Origin of the sequence: Actinokineospora alba (genome assembly GCF_004362515.1) — a bacterium.
Taxonomy (GTDB): Bacteria; Actinomycetota; Actinomycetes; order Mycobacteriales; family Pseudonocardiaceae; genus Actinokineospora; species Actinokineospora alba.
In genome coordinates this window covers 5,422,464-5,445,500 of sequence record NZ_SNXU01000001.1, presented here as the reverse complement: position 1 = coordinate 5,445,500, position 23,037 = coordinate 5,422,464, and the positions used below count along the sequence as shown (strand labels likewise).

General features: G+C 70.9%; 19 protein-coding genes. 13 read left to right on the top strand and 6 right to left on the bottom strand.

The features are described 5' to 3' along the window. Positions 1–136: 136 nt before the first annotated feature. Positions 137–2,104 carry a family 20 glycosylhydrolase gene (locus C8E96_RS24960; RefSeq protein WP_143025291.1) on the bottom strand — a complete coding sequence of 656 codons (1,968 nt, stop codon included), beginning with the start codon at positions 2,102–2,104 and terminating at the stop codon, positions 137–139. 141 nt (positions 2,105–2,245) lie between these two features. On the opposite strand from C8E96_RS24960, the gene C8E96_RS24955 reads away from it, so the two are divergent. From C8E96_RS24955 to C8E96_RS24940, 4 genes are all read left to right on the top strand, one after another. After that, positions 2,246–2,944, top strand: a complete 699-nt coding sequence (locus C8E96_RS24955) for a copper homeostasis protein CutC (protein ID WP_228769598.1) — start codon at positions 2,246–2,248, stop codon at positions 2,942–2,944. A gap of 88 nt (positions 2,945–3,032) precedes the next feature. Further along, positions 3,033–3,731: a GntR family transcriptional regulator gene (locus C8E96_RS24950; protein ID WP_091368880.1), complete on the top strand. Its 699-nt coding sequence runs from the start codon at positions 3,033–3,035 to the stop codon at positions 3,729–3,731. Between the two features lie 83 nt (positions 3,732–3,814). Beyond that, positions 3,815–4,651: an amidohydrolase family protein gene (locus C8E96_RS24945; protein ID WP_091368876.1), complete on the top strand. Its 837-nt coding sequence runs from the start codon at positions 3,815–3,817 to the stop codon at positions 4,649–4,651. Next, complete coding sequence (locus C8E96_RS24940) at positions 4,648–5,613, top strand: aldo/keto reductase (RefSeq protein ID WP_091368872.1); 966 nt, start codon at positions 4,648–4,650, stop codon at positions 5,611–5,613. Before C8E96_RS24945 ends, C8E96_RS24940 begins: the two co-directional genes overlap by 4 nt. 6 nt (positions 5,614–5,619) lie before the next feature. Here the strand turns inward: C8E96_RS24940 and C8E96_RS24935 are convergent, their stop codons facing one another. After that, positions 5,620–6,846: an RNA polymerase sigma factor gene (locus C8E96_RS24935; RefSeq protein WP_091368869.1), complete on the bottom strand. Its 1,227-nt coding sequence runs from the start codon at positions 6,844–6,846 to the stop codon at positions 5,620–5,622. Continuing rightward, positions 6,843–7,166 (bottom strand): YciI family protein, encoded by a 324-nt coding sequence (locus tag C8E96_RS24930; RefSeq protein ID WP_091368866.1) that lies wholly within the window; start codon positions 7,164–7,166, stop codon positions 6,843–6,845. The genes C8E96_RS24935 and C8E96_RS24930 overlap by 4 nt, the downstream gene beginning before the upstream one ends. Positions 7,167–7,494: 328 nt before the next feature. On the opposite strand from C8E96_RS24930, the gene C8E96_RS24920 reads away from it, so the two are divergent. Together C8E96_RS24920 and C8E96_RS24915 are read left to right on the top strand one after the other, a co-directional pair. After that, the gene (locus C8E96_RS24920; RefSeq protein WP_133794758.1) at positions 7,495–8,772 is read left to right on the top strand and encodes a metallopeptidase domain-containing protein; all 1,278 of its coding nucleotides are present in this window, start codon (positions 7,495–7,497) and stop codon (positions 8,770–8,772) included. Between the two features lie 128 nt (positions 8,773–8,900). Continuing rightward, a complete protein-coding gene (locus C8E96_RS24915) occupies positions 8,901–10,400 on the top strand; it encodes an NAD(P)-binding domain-containing protein (RefSeq protein ID WP_228772086.1) in 1,500 nt (499 codons plus the stop codon). Here the strand turns inward: C8E96_RS24915 and C8E96_RS24910 are convergent. Continuing rightward, complete coding sequence (locus tag C8E96_RS24910) at positions 10,394–10,921, bottom strand: hypothetical protein (RefSeq protein ID WP_091368861.1); 528 nt, start codon at positions 10,919–10,921, stop codon at positions 10,394–10,396. The genes C8E96_RS24915 and C8E96_RS24910 overlap by 7 nt on opposite strands. Positions 10,922–11,497: 576 nt before the next feature. Between C8E96_RS24910 and C8E96_RS24905 the strand changes: the two genes are divergently transcribed. Genes C8E96_RS24905 through C8E96_RS24895 form a run of 3 tightly spaced genes read left to right on the top strand, consistent with a single transcriptional unit; the run spans position 11,498 to position 16,006 of the window. Continuing rightward, positions 11,498–12,463, top strand: a complete 966-nt coding sequence (locus C8E96_RS24905; RefSeq protein ID WP_166658112.1) for a carboxylate-amine ligase — start codon at positions 11,498–11,500, stop codon at positions 12,461–12,463. Further along, positions 12,463–14,583, top strand: coding sequence for an HAD-IIIC family phosphatase (locus C8E96_RS24900; protein ID WP_091368853.1), 2,121 nt, complete (start codon positions 12,463–12,465; stop codon positions 14,581–14,583). The genes C8E96_RS24905 and C8E96_RS24900 overlap by 1 nt, the downstream gene beginning before the upstream one ends. Then, complete coding sequence (locus C8E96_RS24895; RefSeq protein ID WP_166658111.1) at positions 14,576–16,006, top strand: SDR family NAD(P)-dependent oxidoreductase; 1,431 nt, start codon at positions 14,576–14,578, stop codon at positions 16,004–16,006. The genes C8E96_RS24900 and C8E96_RS24895 overlap by 8 nt, the downstream gene beginning before the upstream one ends. Positions 16,007–16,014: 8 nt before the next feature. Here C8E96_RS24895 and C8E96_RS24890 read toward each other — a convergent pair whose 3' ends face one another. Then, the gene (locus C8E96_RS24890) at positions 16,015–16,746 is read right to left on the bottom strand and encodes an HAD family hydrolase (protein ID WP_166658110.1); all 732 of its coding nucleotides are present in this window, start codon (positions 16,744–16,746) and stop codon (positions 16,015–16,017) included. 65 nt (positions 16,747–16,811) lie between these two features. Between C8E96_RS24890 and C8E96_RS24885 the strand changes: the two genes are divergently transcribed. The 4 genes from C8E96_RS24885 to C8E96_RS24870 are packed head-to-tail and all read left to right on the top strand — an operon-like array spanning position 16,812 to position 21,534. Continuing rightward, the gene (locus C8E96_RS24885; protein WP_091368843.1) at positions 16,812–18,704 is read left to right on the top strand and encodes an amino acid adenylation domain-containing protein; all 1,893 of its coding nucleotides are present in this window, start codon (positions 16,812–16,814) and stop codon (positions 18,702–18,704) included. Next, on the top strand, positions 18,701–18,934 hold the full coding sequence (locus tag C8E96_RS24880) for an acyl carrier protein (RefSeq protein ID WP_091368840.1): 234 nt from the start codon (positions 18,701–18,703) through the stop codon (positions 18,932–18,934). The genes C8E96_RS24885 and C8E96_RS24880 overlap by 4 nt, the downstream gene beginning before the upstream one ends. A gap of 43 nt (positions 18,935–18,977) precedes the next feature. Then, positions 18,978–20,303: a condensation domain-containing protein gene (locus C8E96_RS24875; protein WP_091368835.1), complete on the top strand. Its 1,326-nt coding sequence runs from the start codon at positions 18,978–18,980 to the stop codon at positions 20,301–20,303. Continuing rightward, complete coding sequence (locus C8E96_RS24870) at positions 20,296–21,534, top strand: MFS transporter (RefSeq protein ID WP_166658109.1); 1,239 nt, start codon at positions 20,296–20,298, stop codon at positions 21,532–21,534. The genes C8E96_RS24875 and C8E96_RS24870 overlap by 8 nt, the downstream gene beginning before the upstream one ends. Positions 21,535–21,557: 23 nt before the next feature. Here the strand turns inward: C8E96_RS24870 and C8E96_RS24865 are convergent, their stop codons facing one another. After that, positions 21,558–23,018, bottom strand: coding sequence for a class I adenylate-forming enzyme family protein (locus C8E96_RS24865; protein WP_091368828.1), 1,461 nt, complete (start codon positions 23,016–23,018; stop codon positions 21,558–21,560). Positions 23,019–23,037: the final 19 nt, after the last annotated feature.

The window sequence follows — 23,037 nt, the reverse complement described above, 5'->3', positions numbered from 1 at the left end:
TCTGGACTGCCATCGGTCGGCAGGCAAGGGGATTTGCCGATTCATCCGATCAGTAGGTCGGTGCGGTCCGCTGGACGGACGCGCGCTGATACCGGCGACGTGGGACCGCGTCGCCGGTATCAGCACCACCCGTGTCCTAGGTTCGGGCGAAGACCTGACTGGCGTTGTTCGTCGTGCGGCAGGTGGCCAGTCTGATCGCGGTCCCGTTCGCCGTCGCCCCGCCCGCGGGCTCCAGGCACTTGCCCGACTGCTGGCCGACGACCTGGCCCGCGGCGTTGAAGGTCCATTTCTGGTTTCCGCCGCCGTGGCAGTCCCAGAGGAGGATCACCGCTCCGTCGGCCGTCGATCCGCCGTTCACGTCGAGGCACTTGGTGACGCCGTTGACGGTGGCCCGCAGTTCGCTCGCGGTGGTGTGGGTCCATTTCTGGTTCGCGCCGCCGTGGCAGTCCCACAGCGCGGGCTGGGTGCCGTTGGCCATGTTGCTCGCCGGGATGTCCAGGCACCGGCCGGAGGCTTGGCCGACCAGGCTCTTCGCCGACCCGGTCGACGGCCACGGGATCTGCGTCGAGGGGTAGTAGTCGATGCCCATCGCCGACCAGCGTGGGCCCTGCGCGGCCAGACGCAGGCGGAACGCGTCCCAGTTGTGCGTGGACCACGGGGACCAGCCCACTTCCGCGATGGCGGGCAGCCGGGGGAAGGTCAGGTAGTCGATGTGGTTCTGGGTCACCACGGTCTCCGACCACAGCGGCGCCTCGACGCCGAGGACCGACGACTCCCCCACGCCGGTGAGGTGGGCGCCCGGGTTCCAGTCGTACGCGGTTCGGACCTCGATGTACCCCGCCCAGGACAAGCCGATCGGGGTCGAGGAGTTGTACTTCATGTCCAGGTAGGTCTTGTTGGCCGGGGACATCAGGACTTTCGCGCCCTTCGACACCGCGGAGGTCACGTGGCTGTCGCTCGTCGCGGTGCCCCAGTACTGCACGACACGGCCCGCGGAGTGCGCGGTGGAGCCGATCTCGTGCCAGCCGATGACCGCGCGGCCGTTGCCGGTGACGATCGGCTGGACGCGCTCGATGAACTTGGTGAAGTCGGCGGGCGAGGTCGCGGCCGTCTCGTCGCCGCCGAGGTGGACGTACGGGCCGGGCGAGAGCGCGGACAGCTCGCGGATCACGTCGTTGATGAACGTGTAGGTGATCTCCTTGGGCACGCACAGGGAGCTGAAGCCGACCGCGGTGCCCGTGTAGAGCTGCCGGGCGACGCCGTCGCAGTTCAGCTCGGCGTAGGAGGCCAGCGCGGCGTTGGTGTGACCGGGCATGTCGATCTCGGGCACGATCGCGATGTGGCGCGCGGCGGCGTAGGCGACGATGTCGGCGTACTGCGCCTTCGTGTAGTAGCCCCCGGGGCCGCCACCGACCTGGGTGCTGCCGCCGTGGGTGGCCAGCCGGGGCCACGAGTCGACCACGATCCGCCAGCCCTGGTCGTCGGTCAGGTGCAGGTGCAGGTAGTTGATTTTGTAGAGGGCGAGCTGGTCGATGTACCGCTTGACGGTCGCCACCGGCTGGAAGTGGCGGGCCACGTCGAGCATGGCGCCGCGGTAGGCGAACCGGGGGTAGTCGATGATCCGGCCACCCGGCACGACCCACGGACCCGCTTGCGGCGTCGCGCTTTCCACGGCGACGGGCAGCAGCTGCCGCAGCGTCTGGACTCCGTGGAACAACCCCGCCGCCGACTTCGCCCGGATGGTCACCGCGGCGGCGGTGACGTCGAGCTGGTAGCCCTCCTGGCCGACGCTCGGGTCCGCGCCGGAGAGCAGCAGCGCGATGCCGTCGGTGGGCGTGCCGGACGCGGCCAGCACCGGCAGGGCATACCCGGTCGAGGGACGCAGCAGCCCGGCCAGCCGGTCGGCCACGGCGGTGGCGCCCGTGTCGGCGTGGATCCTGCCGGTGGAGGGCAGCGTGTAGGTCACGCCCGGGGCCGGGGCGACGGACACCGGCACGGGCACCACGTCCCCTATCGACGTGGCGGCCGCGGCAGGCACGGCGGACACACCGCCCAGGACGGGGGCTATCAGCGCCAGTGCCATCAGGCCACGTGCCAGTCGCATGGTTCCTCCATCAGCCCTGCATGAAGTTGTGTGATTGGGCGAGCGTATGGACAACTTCACACACAATCAACGGTCGAACGGAGGAATCTGGCCCGAAATCACACTATGGTCTGATCCATTATGGTCTAAACCATTGTTTCGGTGAAGGAGGATCGCGTGACCGGCTGCCTGCTCGAGGTCATCGCGCTGACCGTGGCCGACGCCCGCGCGGCCGAACGCGGTGGCGCCGACCGGGTCGAGGTGGTCAGCGACATGGCGGCCGACGGACTGACCCCGGCGGCCCGCCTGGTAGAGCGGATGCGGTCGGCGGTGGACCTCCCGCTGCGCGTGATGCTGCGCGACCGCGAAGGCTTCACCATCGATCGCGAAGGGGTCGCCTGCCTTGCGCGAACGGCGAAGGACCTGCGTGCGGCGGGCGCGGACGAGTTCGTTCTCGGTTTCCTCACCGCCGACGGCCGGATCGACGTCGAGGCCACCACGGCCCTCGTCGAGGCGCTGGGCGGGGCGCGGTGGACCTTCCACCGGGCCATCGACCACGCCGCCGACCAGGAGTCGGCGTGGTCGGCGCTGCACGGCCTGCCCGGCCTCGACTTCGTCCTGACGGCGGGATCGGCCGCGGGGGTGCCCACTGGCCTTCCCGTGCTCGCCGACCGGGCGGCGCGACCGCCGACGGGGGTCAGGCTGCTGGCGGGCGGCGGCCTGCGGACCGAGCATGTCCCGGCGCTGCGGGCGATGGGGGTCGACGCGATCCATGTCGGTGGCCTGGTGCGGTCCGGCTGGGATTCCCCGGTGTGCGAAGACCGGGTCCGAGCGCTCCGCGCGCACCTCGAGGAGCAGTGACCCCGGCGCACCTTCCTGCATCGTGCACGATGTGCGATTCCTGAGGTAGCTTGATCTGTCGCGATCGCCATGGCACGGGAGGAGTCCGATGAGCACCGCGCGCGAGCCCGCAGTCGGGAAGGGCTCCGGAATCTCGCCGCTGCCGCCTCGGCAGAGCCTCACCGAGGACGTCTACGAGAGCATCAAGGCGCTCATCATGGATGACGTCATCCCACCCGAGGGCCGGTTGAGCATCGACCAGCTCGCCCGTGACCTGCGGGTTTCCTCCACTCCGGTTCGGGAGGCGCTGGTCCGGCTGGAGTCGGAGTCACTGGTGCGCAAGGAGCCGCTGCGCGGCTACTCGACCACTCCCCTGCTGACCGCCGACCAGCTCGAGGACCTGTTCGAGTTCCGCGGCCTGATCGAGCCGTGGTCGGCGGCGCGAGCCGCCCAGCGGATCGACGACGCGGGCCTGGCCGTGTTGTGGACGGAACTGGACTCGGTCACCGCGGTCCCCGCGGGCGACGACTACGCCGCCTATCGCGAACTCGCCGCGCAGGACGAACGCTTCCACCAGCTCATCGCCGAGCTCTCCGGCAACGGCGAGGTCGTGCACGCCTTCACCCGCACCCACTGCCACCTGCGCCTCTTCCGGCTCCGCTACACCACCGACCAGGGCCGCGCGACCCTCGCCGAGCACCGCGCCATCGCCGAGGCCATCACCGCCCGCGACCCGGAGGCCGCGCACGCGGCCATGACAACCCACCTCGACCTGGCCCGCGCCCGGTTGAGCGAACACCGCCCATGACCGCCCGCCGCACCGCCTCGGTCATCCGGTTCAGGCCCGATCGACCCGACTCCACACCATCCTGACTCCCCACAAGGACTCACATGCGCGTCGACGCCCACCACCACGTCTGGGATCTCGCTGTCCGCGACCAGCCCTGGACCAGCGAGCTGCCCCGGCTGCGGCGGTCCTTCGACTTCGCGGACCTCGCACCCTGCCTGCGGGCCAACCGGATCGACGCGACCGTGCTGGTGCAGACGATCACGGTGGCCGAGGAGACCCCCGAGTTCCTTCAGCTCGCTGAGGACACCGCGGAGATCGCGGGGGTCGTGGGCTGGGTGGACCTCACCGCCCCGGACGTCGCCGACCGGCTCCACGAACTGCGGGCAGGACCGGGCGGGAAGTGGCTGGTCGGCATCCGGCACCAGGTGCAAGGCGAACCGGACGACAAGTGGCTGTGCCGCGCCGAGGTTCGTCGCGGACTTGCCGCCGTGGCGGCCGCCGGACTGGTTTTCGACCTGCTGGTGACCAGCTCGCAACTCCCCGCCGCCATCGACACCGCCCGCGCACTGCCGGAGCTGAGTTTCGTGCTCGACCACGCGGGCAAGCCGCCGATCGCGCTCGGCGAGACCGAGCCGTGGCGCGGTGACCTCAGCGAACTGGCCACCCTGCCGAACGTCGCGGTCAAGCTGTCCGGGCTCGTCACCGAGGCGCGCCCCGACTGGACGACGGACGACCTTCTGCCCTATGCCGAGCACGCGCTGTCGTCCTTCGGGCCGGACCGGGTCATGTTCGGCTCGGACTGGCCCGTGTGCCTACTGGCCGCCACTTACGACGAGGTGCTCACCGTCACCGAGGAGCTGACAGCCCAGCTCAGCGAGGACGAGCGGGCCGAAGTCTTCGGCGGAACCGCCGTGCGCTGGTATGGGCTGGGCGCATGAAGGCGAACCGGCTTGGCCGCACCAAGGTCGAGGTCACCGAACTCGGTTTCGGCGCCGCGCCGATCGGCAACCTGTTCCACCCCGTAGACGACGAGACCGCTCTGGCCGCCATCGACACCGCGTGGGACGGCGGTGTGCGCTACTTCGACACGGCGCCGCACTACGGGCTCGGCCTGTCCGAGCGCCGCCTCGGGGAGGCGCTCGCCCATCGCCCGCGCGACCGGTTCACCGTGTCCACCAAGGTCGGCAGGCTGCTCGTGCCCAACCCCTCGCCCACCGGGTCGGACCTCGCCGCGGGCGCGTTCGCCGTGGACGACGCGCTGACCCGGGAACTGGACTACTCCGGCGACGGCGTGCGCCGCAGCCTGGAGGCCAGCCTGATCCGGCTCGGCCTCGACCGCGTCGACATCGTCTACGTCCACGACCCCGACGACCACATGGACACCGCGATCGGCGAAGCGATCCCGGCTCTGGTGGACCTGCGGGACCAGGGCGTGATCGGCGCGATCGGCGCCGGGATGAACTACGTGGATCCCTTGCTGCGCTTCGTGACCGAGACCGATGTCGACGTCGTCATGGTCGCCGGGCGCTGGACCCTGCTCGACCGCTCGGCGGCTCCCCTGCTGGCAGCCTGCGGCGAACGGGGCGTCTCGGTGGCCGCGGCCGCGCCGTTCAACTCGGGGCTGCTGGCCCGGCCGTGGCCCGCGGACGACGCGCGCTTCGACTACGAGCAGGCACCCGCGAAGGTCCTCGCCGCGGCCCGCGCGGCCGCCACGACCTGCACCGCGTATGGCACGGTTCTGCCGCACGCGGCGATGCGGTTCCCCCTTGAGCATCCGGTGGTCGCGTGCGTCGTGGCCGGTGCGCGCGACAGCGACCAGATAAGGCAGAGCGCCGAGTGGGTGACGACTGAGACACCCGCCGGACTGTTCGCCGCCATTGAGGCCGGAAGAGCCGGCTGATCCGCGCTACCCCAACTGGTCGCGGCGGCGGGTCAGGTAGGCGGTCTCGGCGGTGTTGCCCGCCAGCTCGATGGCCTTGTCGTAGGCCGCACGTGACTGCCTGCTTTGGCCCAGCCTGCGCAGCAGGTCGGCGCGGGTGGCGTGGTAGGCGTGATAGCCGGCCAACGCCTCGGCGAGGCGGTCGACGATGGCCAGTGCCACCTCCGGCCCGTCGAGTTCGGCCACGGCGATGGCCCGGTTGAGGGCGATGATCGGCGAGGGGTCGAGGCGGACGAGCTGGTCGTAGAGGGCGAGGACCTGTGACCAGTCGGTGTCGCGGACGTCGCGGGCGGAGGTGTGCACGGCGTTGATCGCGGCGAGGATCTGGTAGCGGCCCGGAGCCACCCCCGCAGCGAGGCGCTCGCGCACCAGCCGGTGGCCCTCGGCGATCATGTCCGCGTCCCAGGCCCCGCGGTCCTGCTCGTCGAGCGCGACCAGTTCCCCGGTCGCCGAGATCCGGGCAGTGCGGCGGGACTCGGTGAGCAGCATCAGCGCCAGCAGCCCGGCCACTTCCCCGTCGCGCGGCAGGAGCGCGCGGATCAGGCGGGTGAGCCGGATCGCCTCGGCGGTCAGGTCGTGTCGCACGGGGCCGGTGTCGGGGCCGGTCGCGAGGTAGCCCTCGTTGAAGACGAGGAACAGCACGGCGAGGACGCCGGAGACACGAGCGGGCAGATCCTCCGCGGACGGCAGCCGATAGGGGATGCGAGCCGCCTTGATCTTGGCTTTCGCTCGGGTGATCCGCTGCCCCATGGTGTTCTCGGCCACCAGGAAGGCACGGGCGATCTCGGGCACGGTCAGACCGCCGACCATGCGCAGCGTCAGCGCCACGCGGGTGTCCATCGCCAGCGCCGGGTGACAGCAGGTGAAGATCAGCCGGAGCCGGTCGTCGTCGATGGCGCCGGGACGCTCGGGCGGGTCGTCGTCGTACACCAGCCGAGCCTCCTTGTGCTTGTCGTCGCGCTTGTTCTCGCGCCGGATCCGGTCGATGGCCTTGCGGTTGGCGGTGGTGGTCAGCCAGGCGCCGGGGTTGGGCGGCACGCCGTCGGCGGGCCATCGTTCGACGGCGGTCGCGAACGCCTCGGCCGCCGCCTCCTCGGCGAGGTCGAGGTCGCCGAAGCGCCTGGTCAGGGCGGCGATCACCCGCGCCCACTCGTCGTGATGGGCTCGGGTGATCGCTGCTTCCACGTCGCTCACTGGAACGGCCGTACCTCGATCTTCCGGTCGCAGACCTTGGAGGCCTCGGCGGCGAGCTTGAGCGCCACGTCCAGATCGGGGGCCTCCCACACCCAGACGCCCGCGAGGTACTCCTTGGACTCCACGAACGGTCCGTCGCTGAACACCGGTTGGTCGCCCCGGTTGTCGATGACCGTGGCCGCGTCGGTGTCGGCGAGTCCGCCGGCGAAGACCCAGTAGCCCTCGGCGATCAGCCGCTCGTTGAACGCGCTGATGGCGGGGTGCCGGTCCGTGCTGCCCGGATTGCTCTTGTCGTCGATCACGGATACCAAGTACTGCATCTGAACTCATCTCCTGTGCTTCGGTGGTCAGGGACTCAGGCCGCCGCATACCGCGGGCGCCCGGCCGGGCGGGTGACCTGGATCGTCACGCCCTTGGCGTTGACCCGCGACTTGACCAGATGGTCGTCAGCTTCATGATCGCGGTTCCTTCACCTTGGCGCCGCCCCGTTGCGGCGGCCTCACCCCTCCTACGAACACCACCACCCCGATCCGACAGCTCTCCCAAACTTTCTTCGAAGGATTTTGGAGCGCGCTGTGCGTGCACATGGTGCGTACTGAATGAACATGATCGAAATCATTGGTTAGTGCGCATGTATGCTCGCTGATCGTGACTTCGCCGCTCCTGAAGCCTCTTGCCGTTGCCTGCGCCCTCGGGTTCGCGTTCCTCTGCGCGCCGGGCCCGGTCGCAGCCCAGCCCGCGGCGAGAAAGATGGCCGTCATCCTGGTCAACTTCAGTGACCAGACGATCGACGACGTGCCCGCGGTCAAGGAGAAGCTGGTCGACCTCTTCATCGAGAACCCGGACTCGGTCGCCAAGTACCACGCCGCGCAGAGCCACGGTCAGCGCACGATGACCCTGGCGGGCGGCAAGGTGCACGGGCCGATCACCGTCGACGTCGCGTCCAAGTGCGACATGAAACCGCTGACCGCCAAGGCCGAGGCCGCTCTCGAGGGCATCCCCTACGACGACCTCGCGGTGATCTTCCCCGGCGCCAAGGCGGATTGCGCCTGGGGCGGACTCGCGGAGGTGCCCGGCAAGCGCTCCTGGTACCCCGTCGAGCACATCGGCGCGTCGACCCTGGCGCACGAACTCGGCCACAACCTCGGCTTCAGCCACCAGGGCCGCGACATCTGCCCGCCGGGCGTGGTCACGGGCTGCCGCACGGGCGACGGCCACAGCAAGCGCACGCCGATGGGCGGCGGCGGATCCAAAACCGGTTACAGCGCACCGGAACTGACCAAAGTGAAGTGGCTGGCCGCCGACAAGGTGGTCACCCCGGCGGCGACCGCGAACGTCGAACTCGTCGCTCTGCACGCGCCGGGATCCGTGCGCGGCACCCGGGCGGTCGACCTGCCGCTGCCAGGTGGCGACCGGCTCATGGTCGAGTACCGCGTGCCCGGCATGGGCGTCGACGTCGGGATCACCCAAGGTGTGAACGTCTACCGGGTGCCCGCGGGCAAGTACGGGTCCGCCCGGATCATCGACGGGAGCCCGCAGACGACCGCGGAGGCCGACAACTCCGTCCCGGTGGGAAGTTCGCTTGTCGCCAACGACATCTCGGTCACCGTGGTCGCCGCGGGCGCCACCTCGGCCGAGGTCAGGATCGGGATCGGCCCGGACGCGGTCGCCGCGCCCGCCAAGCCGTCAGCGCCCGCCAAGACCACCACCAGCGCCCGTCCATCGTCGACGTCGGCGACCAGCTCGACCACCAGCGCGCCGCCAAGCGAGACGGTAAGCGAGGACGACATGATCGTGATGGACCCGGCGCTCGCCGCGGCGGTACCGCCGGAGGAGGACAGCCAGTCCCCCGCATACCTGGTCATCGCGGGCGCGTTCGTCGCCCTGCTGCTCGGCACGCTGCTCGTGCGCAGGAGCCGCGTCTAGTCGAGCCTGGGCGTCGGTGTCATCGCCGTCCAGAAAGATCGACGCACGCAATACCCTTCGGGGCCAGTGTGGGCGTGACAGTGCCCGCGGTGAAGGGGGTTGTGGTGGAGCGCCACCAGTTTGTCATCGTGGGAGCGGGGCCCGGCGGTCTGCAGTTGGGGCACTGGTTGCAGCGCGCCGGTGCCGACTATCTGGTGGTCGACCGTGCAGATGCGCCTGGGGCGTTCTTCGAGCGGTTTCCCCGGCAGCGTCGGCTGATCTCCCTCAACAAGGCGCACGTGCGCAGCGATGACCCTGAGCGCAAGCTGCGCTGGGACTGGAACTCACTGCTCAGCGATCCCGCCGGGCCGCTGTTTCCTGAGTACAGCGACGATTACTACCCGCACGCCGACGACATGGTGCGCTACCTGGCCGATTTCCAGACACGGCAGGTGCCACAGGTGCGGTTCGCGACGACCGTGCGGAAGGTGCGGCGGGACGGGGCTGGGTTCGTGGTCGAGACCGACGACGGGTGCGTCTCCGCCGAATGCCTTGTCATGGCCACCGGCTGGGGCAAGCCGAACGTGCCCGACATTCCCGGCATCGGTCACGCCGTCGGCTACGAGGACGCACCCGCCGACGGCGCCGCCTATCGCGGGAAGCGCGTGCTGATCATCGGCAAGGGAAACTCCGCGTTCGAGATGGCGCACCGGATGATGCTCGACCAGGCGGAGATGGTGCACCTGGCCAGCCCGAATCCGCTGCGGCTGTCGTGGAACACCAAGCATCCCGGGCATGTGCGCGGCCAGTACGGCGCCCTGTTGGACAACTACCAGTTCAAGACCCTGCACTCGGTGCTGGACTGCACGATCGATCGGATCGAGGCCGTCGACGGAGCCTTCCGGGTGTGGATCACCTACACCCACGCCCAAGGCGAGCAGGAGGTGCTGGACTACGACATGGTCGTGCGCTGCACCGGATTCCGCATGGACACCGACATCTTCGACGACTCCTGCCGCCCGAGCATGGCGCCCAACGGCCGCATCCCGGCGTTGCGCGAGGATTGGCGATCGACGGACATCGACGGCCTCTACTTCGCGGGCACGCTCGCGCAGGCCCGCGACTTCCAGCGCGCGTCCTCGGCGTTCATCGACGGGTTCCGCTACAACCTGCGCACGCTGTCCCGCATCCTGACCGAGCGCTACCTGGACATCCCGTTACCCCACGAGGAAGTGAAGCTGGACGCCGAGTCGCTCACCGACGCGGTGTTGGACCGGGTCAACTGGAGTTCGGCGCTGTGGACCCAGTTCGAATATCTCTGCGACGCCTTGGTCGTGTCCGGGAGGAAGTTCCGCCGGTACGAGGACCTTCCCGAGGACTACGCGATCACCCGTTTCGGCGATCAGGAGACGCTGTACACGGTGTCCCTGCGCTGGGGTCGCGCGGATCACCCTGACGTGTTCGCCATCGAGCGGCATCCCGCACCCGAACGCGCCGCGGAGAGCGCGTTCATCCATCCGGTTGTGCGGTGCTACCGATTCGGCAGGCTCGTCGCGGAACAGCACCTGTTGGAGGATTTGCTGGCCGAATGGCGCCGCCCCGATCGTCATGTCGAGCCCCTGCAGGCGTTCTTCCGCGGCCGTCAGTAGTTGAAGTCCGCTGCGTCGACGGGAATCACCGGGGGCCATGGGTTGTCGTGCATCGCGTGATCAGCTATGGCGGCTCCGTGGAACCAGCCGTGGACGAACACGTCCAGGTGGTAGGCGGCCGAGAACCAGCGGGCCGTGTCGCGGTCAGCGGGACAGGTATCTCGGTGCCAGGTCGTGCTCAGGGCGTCGTCGCTGCCCAGGCCACCCGCGCCGATCGACCGCGCGGCCATCCGGCGGACGAACGTCGAGGCGTCCGTCAGGGTTTCGTACAGCCCGCGCACGACCAGGGCGTTGGCGTAATGGCCGGGGCCGTTGACCGAGATCAGCAACCCGCCGGGCATCCGGCGGTCGTGGTGGCGGCGCAGGTGCGCACCGGTGTGGAAGAGCTGCACGCTTCCCTTGAACAGCCGCGCGATCCCGTCGGATCCACGCAGCGGGATCGCCTCGGTGTAGATGACGTCGGGTCGGACCGGCGTCCACTCCACGAGGTAGAGCGAGGCGAGGTCGGCGGCGACCCGCACCAGTTCGGCGCGGCCGCGCGTGGGCGAGCCGCGCGCTGTTGAACATGATGAGGAAGGCGCTGCTCTCCCCCTTCGCGGCTTGGTCCTTCCAGTCCCGCCGGGCGGCCGCGATCCGCGCTGCCACGGCGTCGGGACCCGCGTCCATAGTGGACTCGTCGATCCAGCACAGCGTCATGCCCAGGCCTTTCGCGGCCGCACCGGACTTGGTCGCGACCCGACCGAAGACGCAGGGCTGGTGGCGGGTCGCCCAGTCCAGGAACGCCGCGCGCTTCACCTCCTCGGCGGCGTCGGACAGCAACACCCGGTTCGCCGCGTCGATGTCGGCCCCGAACGACGTGCCGGGAGGGAACCGCGGGAGACGATCGAGCGTGTCGGCGGAGAATCCCGCCTGCGCCAATGCCATTTGTGCCTCGATACGAAGGTCACCGAAGTTCAGGACCACCCAAGGCTTGCCAATCCTGGCCACGGCCGCCAAAGCAGCCACCCGATCAGGTGAACCCCAGTGGGGCGACCTCGTTTGTCCCGAGCGAACCGGCAGGATGTGGCGATGCCGCAGCGACTCTGGACACCGCGATCGTGACCGGTGGACTCCGGTTCGGGGTGGAAGAGGAGTTCCTCACTGTCGATCCCGTCTCCCGGGTTGTCACGCCCGCCGCGCCAGGGATCATCAAGCGGGCCAGGGAAACACTCGGCGATCGGGTCGGCGCCGAGTTCACCGACATGCAGGCCGAGGCGCGCACAACCCCGTGTGTGACCGCGGCCGACCTGCATGCCCAGCTCGTCGAGGGCCGTGCGGTGCTGGCCTCCGCCGCCGCGGAGATCGGTGTGGGCGTGGTCGCCGCCGCCGCTCCTGTTCTCGGCCGCGTCGTGCCCGCGGCGGTCGTCGACGACGACCGGCACCGCCATGGCGACGAGGCCTACCGCGCGCTGCACGACGAGATCACGATCTGCTCGGCGCACGTGCACGTGGAGGTGCCCGACCGGGATCGCGCCGTGCTGGTGAGCAATCACCTGCGGCCGTATCTGCCGACGCTGATCGCGCTCACCGCGAACTCCCCTTACTGGTGCGGCCGTGACACCGGCTACGCCAGTTGGCGCACCATCAGTCTGCAGCGCTGGCCGGTGGCCGGACCGCCGCCGTACTTCACCTCCGCGCGGCACTATGACCAAACCGTCGAGGCCTTGCTGGGCACCGGCGCACTCGTCGACCAGGGCACGATCTTCTGGGATGTCCGGCCCTCGCACCACCTGCCGACGCTGGAGATCCGGGTCGCCGATGTCCCGTTGACCGCGACTGAGACCGCACTGTTGGCGGTCCTGGTGCGGGCTTTGGTCGGGCGGGCGCTGGCCGCTGTCGAACAAGGTGACCCCGGCCCGCAGGTGCCACCCGCGCTGCTGCGCGCCGCGTACTGGCGCGCAGCCCGCGACGGCTTCCGCGGTGCCGCGGTCAACCTGGCCGACGGCACCCTGTCCCCCGCCATCGACCAGATCGACACCCTGCTCGACCAACTCCCGTCGCCGGGCCGCTGGCCGGCGAGCTGATGGCCTGCCGGTCGGACACGGCTTTCGGCGCGGACACGGTGTTCGAGGTCTTCGAGCGGGAGCGGGCCCGGATCGTCGTGCTCGGCGCGAGTTGGGACTCGTGCACGCAGGTGCACCGCTACGAAGAGCTGTTCGACGTCCCCTACCGGCATCCGATGACCGTCAGCGGGCACGTTGACTTCGGCGCGGGCCGTCACCCTCTGGACTTGCGCATGGTTGTCCGTGACGTCGACCTGAAGTCCACATTGGACTTCGCGCCGCTGTTTGACCGGCTGCGGGTCAACGGATCGATCGCGGGGGCGGACCTGCTCGGCACCCGGGTCGAATCGGTGTCCACCGCGGACCTGGCGGCGGTGTGCGGCGAGCTGATGACCGACGACCCGTGGATTCTGGTGCGGCAGCCGCGGCTGATCGAACGCCGCGCCCGACTGCTCGCCCGCGAGCCGGTCCGGCTGGCCGTGCTCGGCTCCCGCACCCTGGACGTCCTCACCGCCGAACTGGCAGCCGAGGGTGAGCGCGTCCTGGCCGGCGAGCCGCTGGCTGTCCACGCGCCGGAGTTCGGCGCTCTCGGACGCGACATCCACGACCCGGCCTCACCGCTGCGCACCTTCGGTGCCCAGGTGAGCTTCTTCGTCGACCGGATCGAGGACGTCCTCGCCGTCGACGACCTCGACCCGGACCTGCCCGCCGAACGCCTGGCGGACGCGGTCAACCACTACGCCGACCTCGTCGCGGCCTACGCCGAGACCACCGACCGGCCGGTCTTCGTCACCACGTTCGCCCAGCTCCAAGCAGCCCGGCGACCGGTGGGGCCGCTGATCGCCGAGGCCAACCGCCTGCTCGCCGCGGCCCTGGCGGGCCTGGAAACCGTGCACACGGTGGACTTGGCCGACGCCGTCGCCCGCCACGGCGGCGACTCGCTGGTGGATCAGCGGCTCTGGCAGGTCGCCAGGGTGCCGCACAGTCGCTCGCTGAGCGCGACGCTCGCCCGCCGGTACTGGGGACTCGCGCTGTCGGTCCTGGGCCGCACGGCCAGGGTCATCGTCACCGACCTCGACAACACGCTGTGGCACGGCGTCGTCGGCGAGGACGGCATCGAGGGCATCCAGGTCGGCACCGACCATCCGGGCAACGCCCACCAGCGGTTGCAGCGGGTGCTCAAGTCGCTCAGCGACGCGGGTGTCGCGCTCGCCGTGTGCAGCAAGAACGACGAGGACCTCGCGCTGCGGGCGATCCGCGAGCACTCGGGCATGGTGCTGGGCGAGGACGACTTCGTGGCCATGGAGATCGGCTGGCGGCCCAAGACCGAGGCGATCGCGGACCTGGCGGCTCGGCTGAACATCGGCCTGGCCAACATCCTCTTCCTCGACGACAACCCGGTGGAGCGGGCCGCCGTGCGCGAGTTCCTGCCCGACGTGATCGTGCCCGAACTCCCCGCCGACCCGACCGGGTACGCCGACCTCGTGCTCGACAGCCCGTTCACCACCGTGTTCGCGGTCACCGACGCGGACCGGCGGCGCACCGCGCAGTACCGGGCACGCGAGCAGGTCGAGAAGCGCAGGCGCGGCTTCGACCGACCCGAGGACTTCTACGCCTCACTTGGCACCGAGGTCCACGTCAGCCCGCTCACCGAGGGCACCATGGCGCGCGCGGAGCAGTTGTGCGCCAAGACCAACCAGTTCAACACGACCACCCGCAGGCACACCCGCGCCGAACTGCGCCACCTTGCCGACGCGCCCGACTCCGACGTGCTCGTGGTGGCTGTCGGCGACCGGTTCAGCCCGCGCGAGGACGTCGGCCTGGTGATCCTGCGGCACGACGGCCCGGTGACCACAGTGGACAGTTACCTGCTGTCCTGCCGGGTGCTCGGCCGCGGCGTGGAGGCCGGACTGCTCGGCTGGCTGACCGGCAGGCTGGCCGCCGACGGGAAGACCCGGGTGCGCGGGCTCGTGGTGCCGACCGAACGCAATGGCCCCTGCCGCACGGTGTTCGCCGACGCGGGCTTCACCCCGGGCCCCGGCGACGGCGAGTGGGAGCGTCCCGTGGACGGCGCCGCCCGCGGCCCTGCCTGGCTGCCGATCGTGGACCACACCAAGCGGAGAGAGACCCAGCATGTATGACGTCGGCGACGTGGCGTGCAGCCGCCACACCTTCACCGGCGACGAGTTCGCCGCGTTCGCGGCGGTGACCGGCGACCACAACCCGATCCACCACGATCCGGCGCACGCGGCGGAGACTGAGTTCGGGGCGCCGATCGTCCCCCTGGCGATGGTTCTCGGCCCGGTCTCGGCGCTGATCGGGATGGTCATCCCCGGCCCGGGCGCGGTCATCCTGGACACCGCGTTCCGCCCGGTGCGGGCCGTCGCCTTCGACCGGGAGGTCGTGTACTCGCTGCGCGTGCGCTCGGTCGGCGCGGCGACCGGCACCCTGACCTGCCGGGTGCTGGCTTACCAGGACCGTGACGCCGTGCTCGATGGCGAGGTCACGACCACGCTCACGGTGCCGCGGCCGCGTCCCGACGACACCACCGGCGGCACGCTGCTGCCCGCGTCCGCTCGCCAGGTCGCTGTCGTCACCGGCGCGGCGGGAGACATCGGCTCGGCTGTGGCCCGTGCGCTGGCAGGCGCGGGCTGGGATCTGGCACTGGTGTGCCGCGCGTCCGCCGGCGACGACCTCGCCGCCCGGTGCCGTGACCTCGGCGCGCGGGTCGAGCTGATCACCGCCGATCTCGGCGTCGCCGCCGATCGGGTCGACGCGGCCAAGCGCGTGGCCGCCCTGTCCCCCACCGCTCTCGTGCACGCCGCCGCGCCGCCGTTGGCCGCGGGCCACGGCGACCACCTGGAGGTCGGGTACGCCGCGCTGCGCGACCTCGCCGACGCGGCACTGGACGGGATGCTGCTCAGGCAGCGCGGCGGTGTGGTGCTCATCGGCTCAGAGGCCAGCCGCTACCACCCTCGTGGCTGGTCGGACTACGTCGCGGCCAAGGCCGCCGCGGCCACCGTCCTCAGTGGCCTTGATCGGCACTACGGCGGCTGCGGAGTGCGGGCCGTCGTGATCGAACCAGGGTTCGTCTCGGGCCGGTACTCCGCCGAGGTGCGGCCGCGCGGTCTGCTCGGGTTGATGCCGGAGGAAGTCGCCGACGCCGTCGTCGCGGAGCTGGCCGACCTCGACGCGCCCGCCGGGCGGGTCTGGCTGACCCCGGAGGGAGCCACCCGCTTCGCGCTCGACGGGGCGGCGATGCCGGGACCGGTTCCCGCCGCGGCCGCCACGTCCACTGTGTCCACCGAGACCCAGGTGCCCGCCGGTTCGGATCGCGGGGGCAGGCTCGCCGCCGTGGTGCGCGGCGTGCTCGGCCTGCCGTCCGACGCGGACGTCCGCGGCGGCGGCGTCGGGCTCACCGCGGGGTGGGACTCGCTGCGCCAGATCCAGATCGTGCTCGCCGTGGAAGCGGAGTTCGGAATCCGGCTGCCCGCGGCGGAACTGGCCTCGGCGGGCCGGTTCGACCGGCTGTGCGCGATTGTCGAAGAGCTGGTGCCGCGATGAGCGCGTGCTCAGGCCCAGCAGCGGCACGCGAGGGGGCGGGCGGCGAAGATGTCGTCGGTGTCGGGATCCGCGGTGACCTGGCCGGGGGGCGGGGTCAGGGTGAAGTCGGCGGCGGGATCGACGTCGTCGAACGAGGTGAACAGGTGCGTCGTCGGGAACCAGTCGCCGAACGGCGCGACCGTCTCGCCGATGCCGATGAACTGGCTGCCGGTGGCGACCGCGGCCCGCACGTCCCACGGCCCGTCGCCCACGGCGACGACCCGGTCGAAGGGGCCGCCCGCCTGGTGGATCGCCTCGCGCACGACGTGCTCACGGAACGTGTGCTCGCTGGCCGTGGCCACCGGCCCCACCGCGTCGAGCGGCGCGAGCTTGACGGCCGTGACCTCGCGCATGCCGCCCGTGGCGAAGGCGACGGTGTACTCCGGGGACTCGGCGAGCTTGCGCAGGAACGCGGCCGCGCCGGGGATCTGCGCCACGCCGTCGCGCTCGGTACCGGCCACGAACCGCTCGTGCAGGCGGTCGCTGAAGAACTGGGTCTGCGCCTCGGTCGGCAGCGCGCCGGTGTTGCGGCGGAACACCTCGCGGAAGATCCACGAGTCGGTGTGGTGCGCGTAGCCGCCCCAGGCCGAGTCGATGTCGTCGAGACCGCTGTCCCGCAGCGCGCCGATGAAGGCCTCCTGGTGCGGGGCCACACTGCGCAGCAGCGTTCCGTCGATGTCGAAGACGATCAAGGTGCTCATGGGTTCGGCGCGGTCTCTCGTCGGGGCCTGGTGACGGCCCGCAAGCATAAGGGAGGGATGGTCGGATGCCGGACAGCGTGAGTTCTCTCACCGTGCCGCTGGACGCGGGCGTTGTCGCCACGGCGGTGCGGGTGGCGTCCGATGTGGACCTCGCCCCGGAGTTGCTGCTGGCGCGCGCCTGCGCCGCACTGACAGCCCGCTTCACCCGGACCGATGACCCGTCGCTGGCCACTGGCATCGCCGCGGTCGCCGCACCCGAACCCGCCGTGACGGTCCGTCTGCTGCCGGACGGTGGCGCGGACGCGGTCCTGCGGGACGTGCCCGCGGACGTGGCTCATGCTGTGGTCGGCCAGGCCTCGGCGTTCGCCGCCCGAGCCCTCGCCGAGCCGTACCGGCCGCTGGGCGTCATCGACGCCATCGGTGACGACGATTGGTCTCGGCTGGTGGCGTGGTCTGCGGGGGAACAGATCACCCTGGACGGACCGGCGCACGAGAAGTTCGCCGACTGGGCGCACCGGCAGCCCGACGCGGTGGCTCTGTCCACAGGGGACACCACGATGACCTTCCGCGACGCGCTGCACCGGGCGACGTCGATGGCAGGCGAGTTGATCGACCGCGGTGTCCGTCCCGGAGACCCGGTGGGAATCCTGTTCGACCGCGGTCCCGACTCGGTACTGGCGACCGTGGCGGTGGCGATGGCGGGCGCGACAGCGGTTCCGCTGGACCCGGCCTACCCGGCGCCCCGCCTGCGGCTGATGCTCGAAGAGCCGGGTGTCGTCCTCACCCTGACCTCTCGCGAACTGGCCGGTCTGGTGCCGGTCGGCACGGCCGTGGCGTCCGAGGACTGCGACTCGGTCACCGCCCGCGATCGGCAGCAGGCGACGCCCGACGTCGCGGCCCTGATGTACACCTCGGGAACGACCGGCGCCCCCAAGGGCGTGCTGCTCACCCACCGCGGCATCAGCAGGCTCGTCCACGACCCGCGCATCGGTATCGGGCCGGACGACGTCGTGCTGCACCTGGCCCCCGCGACGTTCGACGCCTCGCTGCTGGAGGTCTGGGGGGCACTGGCCAACGGCGCCCGCCTGGAGATCGCGCCGCCGGGCCCACCGACTCTGCGCGAACTGGCCGAGGTGATCACCGCGGGCAGGATCACCGTGCTGTGGCTGACCGCGGGCCTGTTCCACCAGCTCGCCGAACACGAACCGGACTGCTTCAAGGGCGTGCGCGCCCTGTTCACCGGCGGCGACGTGGTCTCGCCGCACGCCGTCAGCGCCCTGCTGTCCCGCCACCCCGACCTGACCGTGGTCAACGGCTACGGCCCGACCGAGAACACGACGTTCACCTGCTGCCACCCGCTGAGCGCGCCGCTGCCGCCCGGCACGGCCACGGTCCCCATCGGCACGCCGATCGCGAACACCAGCGTGTACCTGGTCGACCGCGGCGGACAGCCCGTGCCCCCGGGCGTCGCGGGTGAGCTGTGGGCCGCCGGTGACGGTCTCGCGCTGGGCTACCTCGGCAAACCCGAGCAGACCGAGGAGAAGTTCCCCACCCCGGACACCGGGTTGCTGCGCGGTGTGCGCTGCTACCGCACCGGCGACCTGGCGCGCTTCACCGACGACGGCGTGCTGGAGTTCCTCGGCCGCGAGGACGGCCAGGTCAAGATCAACGGCCACCGGATCGAACTCGGCGAGGTCGAGCAGGCGATCCTGGCCCAGCCCGGGGTCCGCGGCACCTGCGTCATGGCGGAGACCGACCCCCTGGGCGGCAAGCGACTTGTCGCCTATCTGGTGGGCGACGGGCCGCGGCTGGCCCGTGAGGTCCGCAACGGGCTGCGCACCGCGCTGCCCGCCTACCTGGTGCCCGCCCGCTATGTCCTCACCGAGAGCCTTCCGTTGACCGCCAACGGCAAGGTCGACCGAGTCCGGCTTCGCGCCGGGGAAAGCGAGACCTCATGAGCACCACCCGCGAGACGGTCGCCCAGATCTGGAGCGACGTGCTGGCCACCCCGGTCGACGAGGAGTCCGACTTCTTCCTGCTGGGCGGGCACTCGCTGCTCGCGACGCAGATGGTCGCCCGACTGGAGGGCGCCCTGGGCGTCCGCGTGTCCATGCGCGAAGTCCTCGACTACGCCGAGTTCGCCGAGTTCGCCGACCTCGTCGAGCAGCGCCTCGCCGTGGCCGGCTGACCCGATCACCACCCGCACTCCCGCATCAACCTAGGAGCCCGACGTGTCCACCCCACTGGCCCTTCCCACCCTGAGCTATCAGGAAGGCAGGCTGCTGATGGACCAGCGCTGCCGCGCCATGGGCGTGCCGTCGGTTCGCACCATCGCCCAGGCGTACCGGGTCACCGGCCCGCTGGACCTCGCCGTGCTGGACCAGGCCCTCGCGGTCCTCACCGCCCGGCACGCGGCGCTGCGGGCCAGCTTCCCCGACGGCGCCTACGGCCAGACCGTGTACCCGCACCGGACCGTCCACAGTGTCCTGTTCGACGCGGGCGACGAGGCCGCTGCCATCGAGACCGTGCGCGCCGAGGCCGACCGGCCGCTGCCCGCCGACCAGCCGGAGCGGCTGCGGGTCAGCGTGGTGCGCGTCGCCGACGACGACAACTTCGTGGTGCTGGTCTTCGACCACCTCGTCGTCGACGCCTGGGCCCGCGGTGTCCTGATGGACGAGCTTTCCGCCATCTACCGCGCGATCGGAGCCGGAGAGGTTCCGGACGTTCCCGAGTTGGGCTACACCTACGAGGACTACGTGCGCGCCCAGGCCGACCTGCTCGCCGGTCCCGACGGGCAGCGCATGATGGCGTTCTGGCGCGAACAGCTCGCCGAGACCGGGGCCATCCCCCGGCTCGACGTGCCCAAGCTGCCCGCCGGACTGCCCGCGGAAGGCGGCTACGCCACCCGCACCCTGCCCGCCGACCTCGTCGCCGACGTCCGTCGCTTCGCCGCCCGCGAGCGGGTCACCCTGTTCATGCTGGTGCTGTGCGCGCTGCAGCTCGCACTGCGCGAACGCACGGCGGCCGACCAGCAGTCCGTGGCGGTCAACGTCTACAACCGCGAGACAGTCGACCGGGAGAACCTGGTGGCTCCGCTGGCCGAACTGCTGGTGGTGCGCACCGACCTGGCCGGGGCGGAGACCTTCCGCGACGCACTGCGCCGGGTCCGCGCGGGCAGCCTCGACGCGCAGGACAACGGCGCGGTGCCCTTCGCCGAACTGGTGAAGACGTTCAACCCCGACGAGTACGCCGACCCCGACGCCCCGATCGGGGTGGTGCTCAACATGCTCTACGCCCAGGTGCACGGCGGCGGGCTCGACCTCGCCCCGGCGACGACGGCGACGTTCCCGCTGTCCGACGAGGGCTTCCGGCCGCGCAGCGAACTCATGGTCGTCGGCGAGGCCGGGGACGACGAACTGCGCCTCTCGGCGTACTACCAGGCCGACCGGCTCTCGGCCGAGTTCGTCACCGGGCTGCTCGACGCTGTCTCCGCTTTGCTCGCCGCCGCTGCCGCCGACCCGCTACTGCCCATCGAACGGGACCGCGACCGTGTCTGAGCGCCGCGACGAATACCTGCTGCGGGCGGCGTTCATCGTCTCCACCACCGGGGACTGGGTGTTCCGCTTCGCGCTGCCGCTGCTCGTGCTGCAGCTGACCGGCTCGGCGCTGCTGGCCGCGTTCACCTACGCCTTGGAGTTCGTGCCGTACGTGTTGGTCGGCCTGTTCAGCGGCGTCGTCGCCGACCGGGCCGACCGCAGGCGGCTGATGATCGGCTGCGACCTGGCCTCCTCGGTCGTCATCGGCGGCATCGCGCTACTGTGCCTGCTCGAGCAGCCACCGCTGGCCGCGGTGTACGTCTCGGCGTTCCTGCTGGCCTGCATGCGGCCGCTGTACTTCCCCGCGTTCCAGGGCTTCCTGGTCGACCGGGTCGCGCCGCCGCGCAGGCCGGTGATGAACGCGTGGGTGCAGGGTTCGGAGAGTCTGCTGAACATGCTCGGCCCGATCGCCGGTGTCGGTGTGGTCGCGTTCCTCGGTCCCGCGGTGGCCAGCGCCGTCAACGCCGTGTCGTTCATCCTGTCGGCTGTTCTTGTCCTGCTGACCAGCAAGGCAGGCGCGGTGGTGCGCGCACACGCTCCGCTGGCGAAGGCGCTGCGCGGCATGGGCCCGGACCTGCTGACCGGGTTCCGGCTGCTGTTCGCCGACCCGGTGCTGCGGTCCGGCACCATCCTGCTGACCGTCACCAACTTCGCGGTGCACTGCGTGGAGGCGAACCTCGTCTACGTCGTCACCGAGGCCACCAACCAGAGCACCTTCGTGCTCGGCATCACCGTCGCCGCGCAGGGCGCGGGCGCCGTCGTGGGCGCCGCCTTCGTGCCGCGGCTGCTGGGCCGCTTCAGCGAGGGCGCGCTGCTGTCGGCGGGCATGGGTGCGCTGGCGGTCGCGCTGGCGCTGCCCGCGGTGTCCACCAACGTCCTGGTGCTCGCCCCGGCCTGGGCGGTGGCCGGTGCGGCGACGTCGCTGATCGTCGTCGGCTGGTTCACCTACCGGCAGAAGGTCGTCGACGCCGCCTTCATGGGCCGCGTGGTCGCGGTCAACCGGGCGATCTCCTTCGCCGCGATCCTCCCCGCGGCCCTGCTCGGCGGCTGGATGGCGGCAGCGCTCGCGCCCGCGGCCCTGTTCGCCGTCGCCGGTGTGCTGCAGGGCATCGCGTGGCTCGCCACCGCGAGAGGTCTCGTCGGGAAGGCTGGGCGCGCCGAGCCTGCCGTGGAGGCCCTCGCCGCACGATGAACCAGGGCCACCTCCGATTCCACTTACGTGACGACGGTCTGGGCGTTGCGCAGTGACTTCTTGTCGAGCTTGCCGACGGCGTTCTTCGGCAGTGCCTCGAGGATGTGGATCGACTTGGGCCGCTTGTACCCGCTCAGGCTCGTGGCGCAGCGTGCCTTGAGTCCGTCGAGCTCGATCGTCGCGCCTGGTCGGGCCTGCACGAACGCGACGACGACTTCGCCCCAGGTGTCATCGGGCATGCCGATGACCGCGGCCTCGAGCACCGCGGGGTCCGAGGCCAGCACGTCCTCGATCTCCTTGGGGTAGATGTTCTCGCCACCACGGATGATCAGCTCCTTGGACCGTCCGACCAAGGTCAGATAGCCGTCGGCGTCGAGATGCCCGACGTCGCCGGTGTGCAGCCAGCCGTCGATGATCACAGCGGCGGTTTCGTCCGGGCGACCCAGGTAACCGCGCATGACATTGGGACCGCGGACCACGACCTGCCCATCGACACCTGGCGGCAGCTCGTTCCCGGCTCCGTCGATGATGCGGAGGTCCTGTCCGGGGAACGGGAGCCCCACCGTGCCTGCTTTGCGGAGACCGGATACCGGGTTGACGGTCGACCCGCAGGTGGCCTCCGAGAGCCCGTACCCCTCGACGATCGGAAAGCCGTACCGGTCCTCGAAGCGGGCCAGCAGGTGGGCTACGGCGGGCGCGGCGCCGCAGACGGCGAAGCGGACCGACGAGGTGTCGGGTCGCACGTCCTCCGGGAGCGCCGCGAGCATGCTGTAGATGGTCGGCACCGCGCTGAAGAACGTCGGGCGCTCGCTTTCGACGAGTTCGAAGAAGGTGTTGGGGCGGAACCGGTCGGCGATGAACACACTCGCGCCCGCGAGCAGTGGCGTGAGGACACTGACGACGATTCCGTTGACATGGAACAACGGCAGGATCAGCAGGCCCCGGTCGGCGGGACCGACCTCCAGCGCGAGTCGGCCCATCGCCGTCATGGCGTCGAGATTGGCGTGGTCGAGCATGACCCCCTTCGGCACCCCGGTCGTCCCGGAGGTGTAGATGAGCAGGGCCAGCGCCGAGGAGTCGACGTGGGGAACGGGATCCGGCCCGGTCACCGGGTCGTGCAGGTCGCCCACCCCGAGGGTCGGCACGCCGCTTGGCGCGGGCGACTCGTCCTCGACGACGAGCAGTCGGGCGCCGGAGTCGGCCGACTGCCGCGCGACCTCCACTTCGGTCAGGCTCGGATTGACCGGGGTCACGACCGCCCCCAGCCGCCAGGCGGCGAAGAGCAGGAGCACGAACTCGATCCGGTTGTTCAGCCGCACCGCGACCACGTCACCGGCGCCGATGCCCAGGGCATGGAGCCGACGGGCGACCACCACCACAGCGTCCAGCAGTTCGCTGTTCGTAAGTGATCCCGACCTGTCCGCGACAGCGGGTCCGTGGGGATCCTGGGCCGCGCGTCGATCCGGAAGGGTGACGAATTCCATGGCGGGCCTTTCGACAGGG

Coding starts and splice junctions, on each gene's coding strand:
- C8E96_RS24960 (WP_143025291.1), bottom strand. CDS start 2,104: ATGCGACTGGCACGTGGCCTGATGGCACTGGCGCTGATAGCCCCCGTC.
- C8E96_RS24950 (WP_091368880.1), top strand. CDS start 3,033: ATGAGCACCGCGCGCGAGCCCGCAGTCGGGAAGGGCTCCGGAATCTCG.
- C8E96_RS24945 (WP_091368876.1), top strand. CDS start 3,815: ATGCGCGTCGACGCCCACCACCACGTCTGGGATCTCGCTGTCCGCGAC.
- C8E96_RS24940 (WP_091368872.1), top strand. CDS start 4,648: ATGAAGGCGAACCGGCTTGGCCGCACCAAGGTCGAGGTCACCGAACTC.
- C8E96_RS24930 (WP_091368866.1), bottom strand. CDS start 7,166: ATGCAGTACTTGGTATCCGTGATCGACGACAAGAGCAATCCGGGCAGC.
- C8E96_RS24900 (WP_091368853.1), top strand. CDS start 12,463: ATGGCCTGCCGGTCGGACACGGCTTTCGGCGCGGACACGGTGTTCGAG.
- C8E96_RS24895 (WP_166658111.1), top strand. CDS start 14,576: ATGTATGACGTCGGCGACGTGGCGTGCAGCCGCCACACCTTCACCGGC.
- C8E96_RS24890 (WP_166658110.1), bottom strand. CDS start 16,746: ATGAGCACCTTGATCGTCTTCGACATCGACGGAACGCTGCTGCGCAGT.
- C8E96_RS24885 (WP_091368843.1), top strand. CDS start 16,812: ATGCCGGACAGCGTGAGTTCTCTCACCGTGCCGCTGGACGCGGGCGTT.
- C8E96_RS24880 (WP_091368840.1), top strand. CDS start 18,701: ATGAGCACCACCCGCGAGACGGTCGCCCAGATCTGGAGCGACGTGCTG.
- C8E96_RS24865 (WP_091368828.1), bottom strand. CDS start 23,018: ATGGAATTCGTCACCCTTCCGGATCGACGCGCGGCCCAGGATCCCCAC.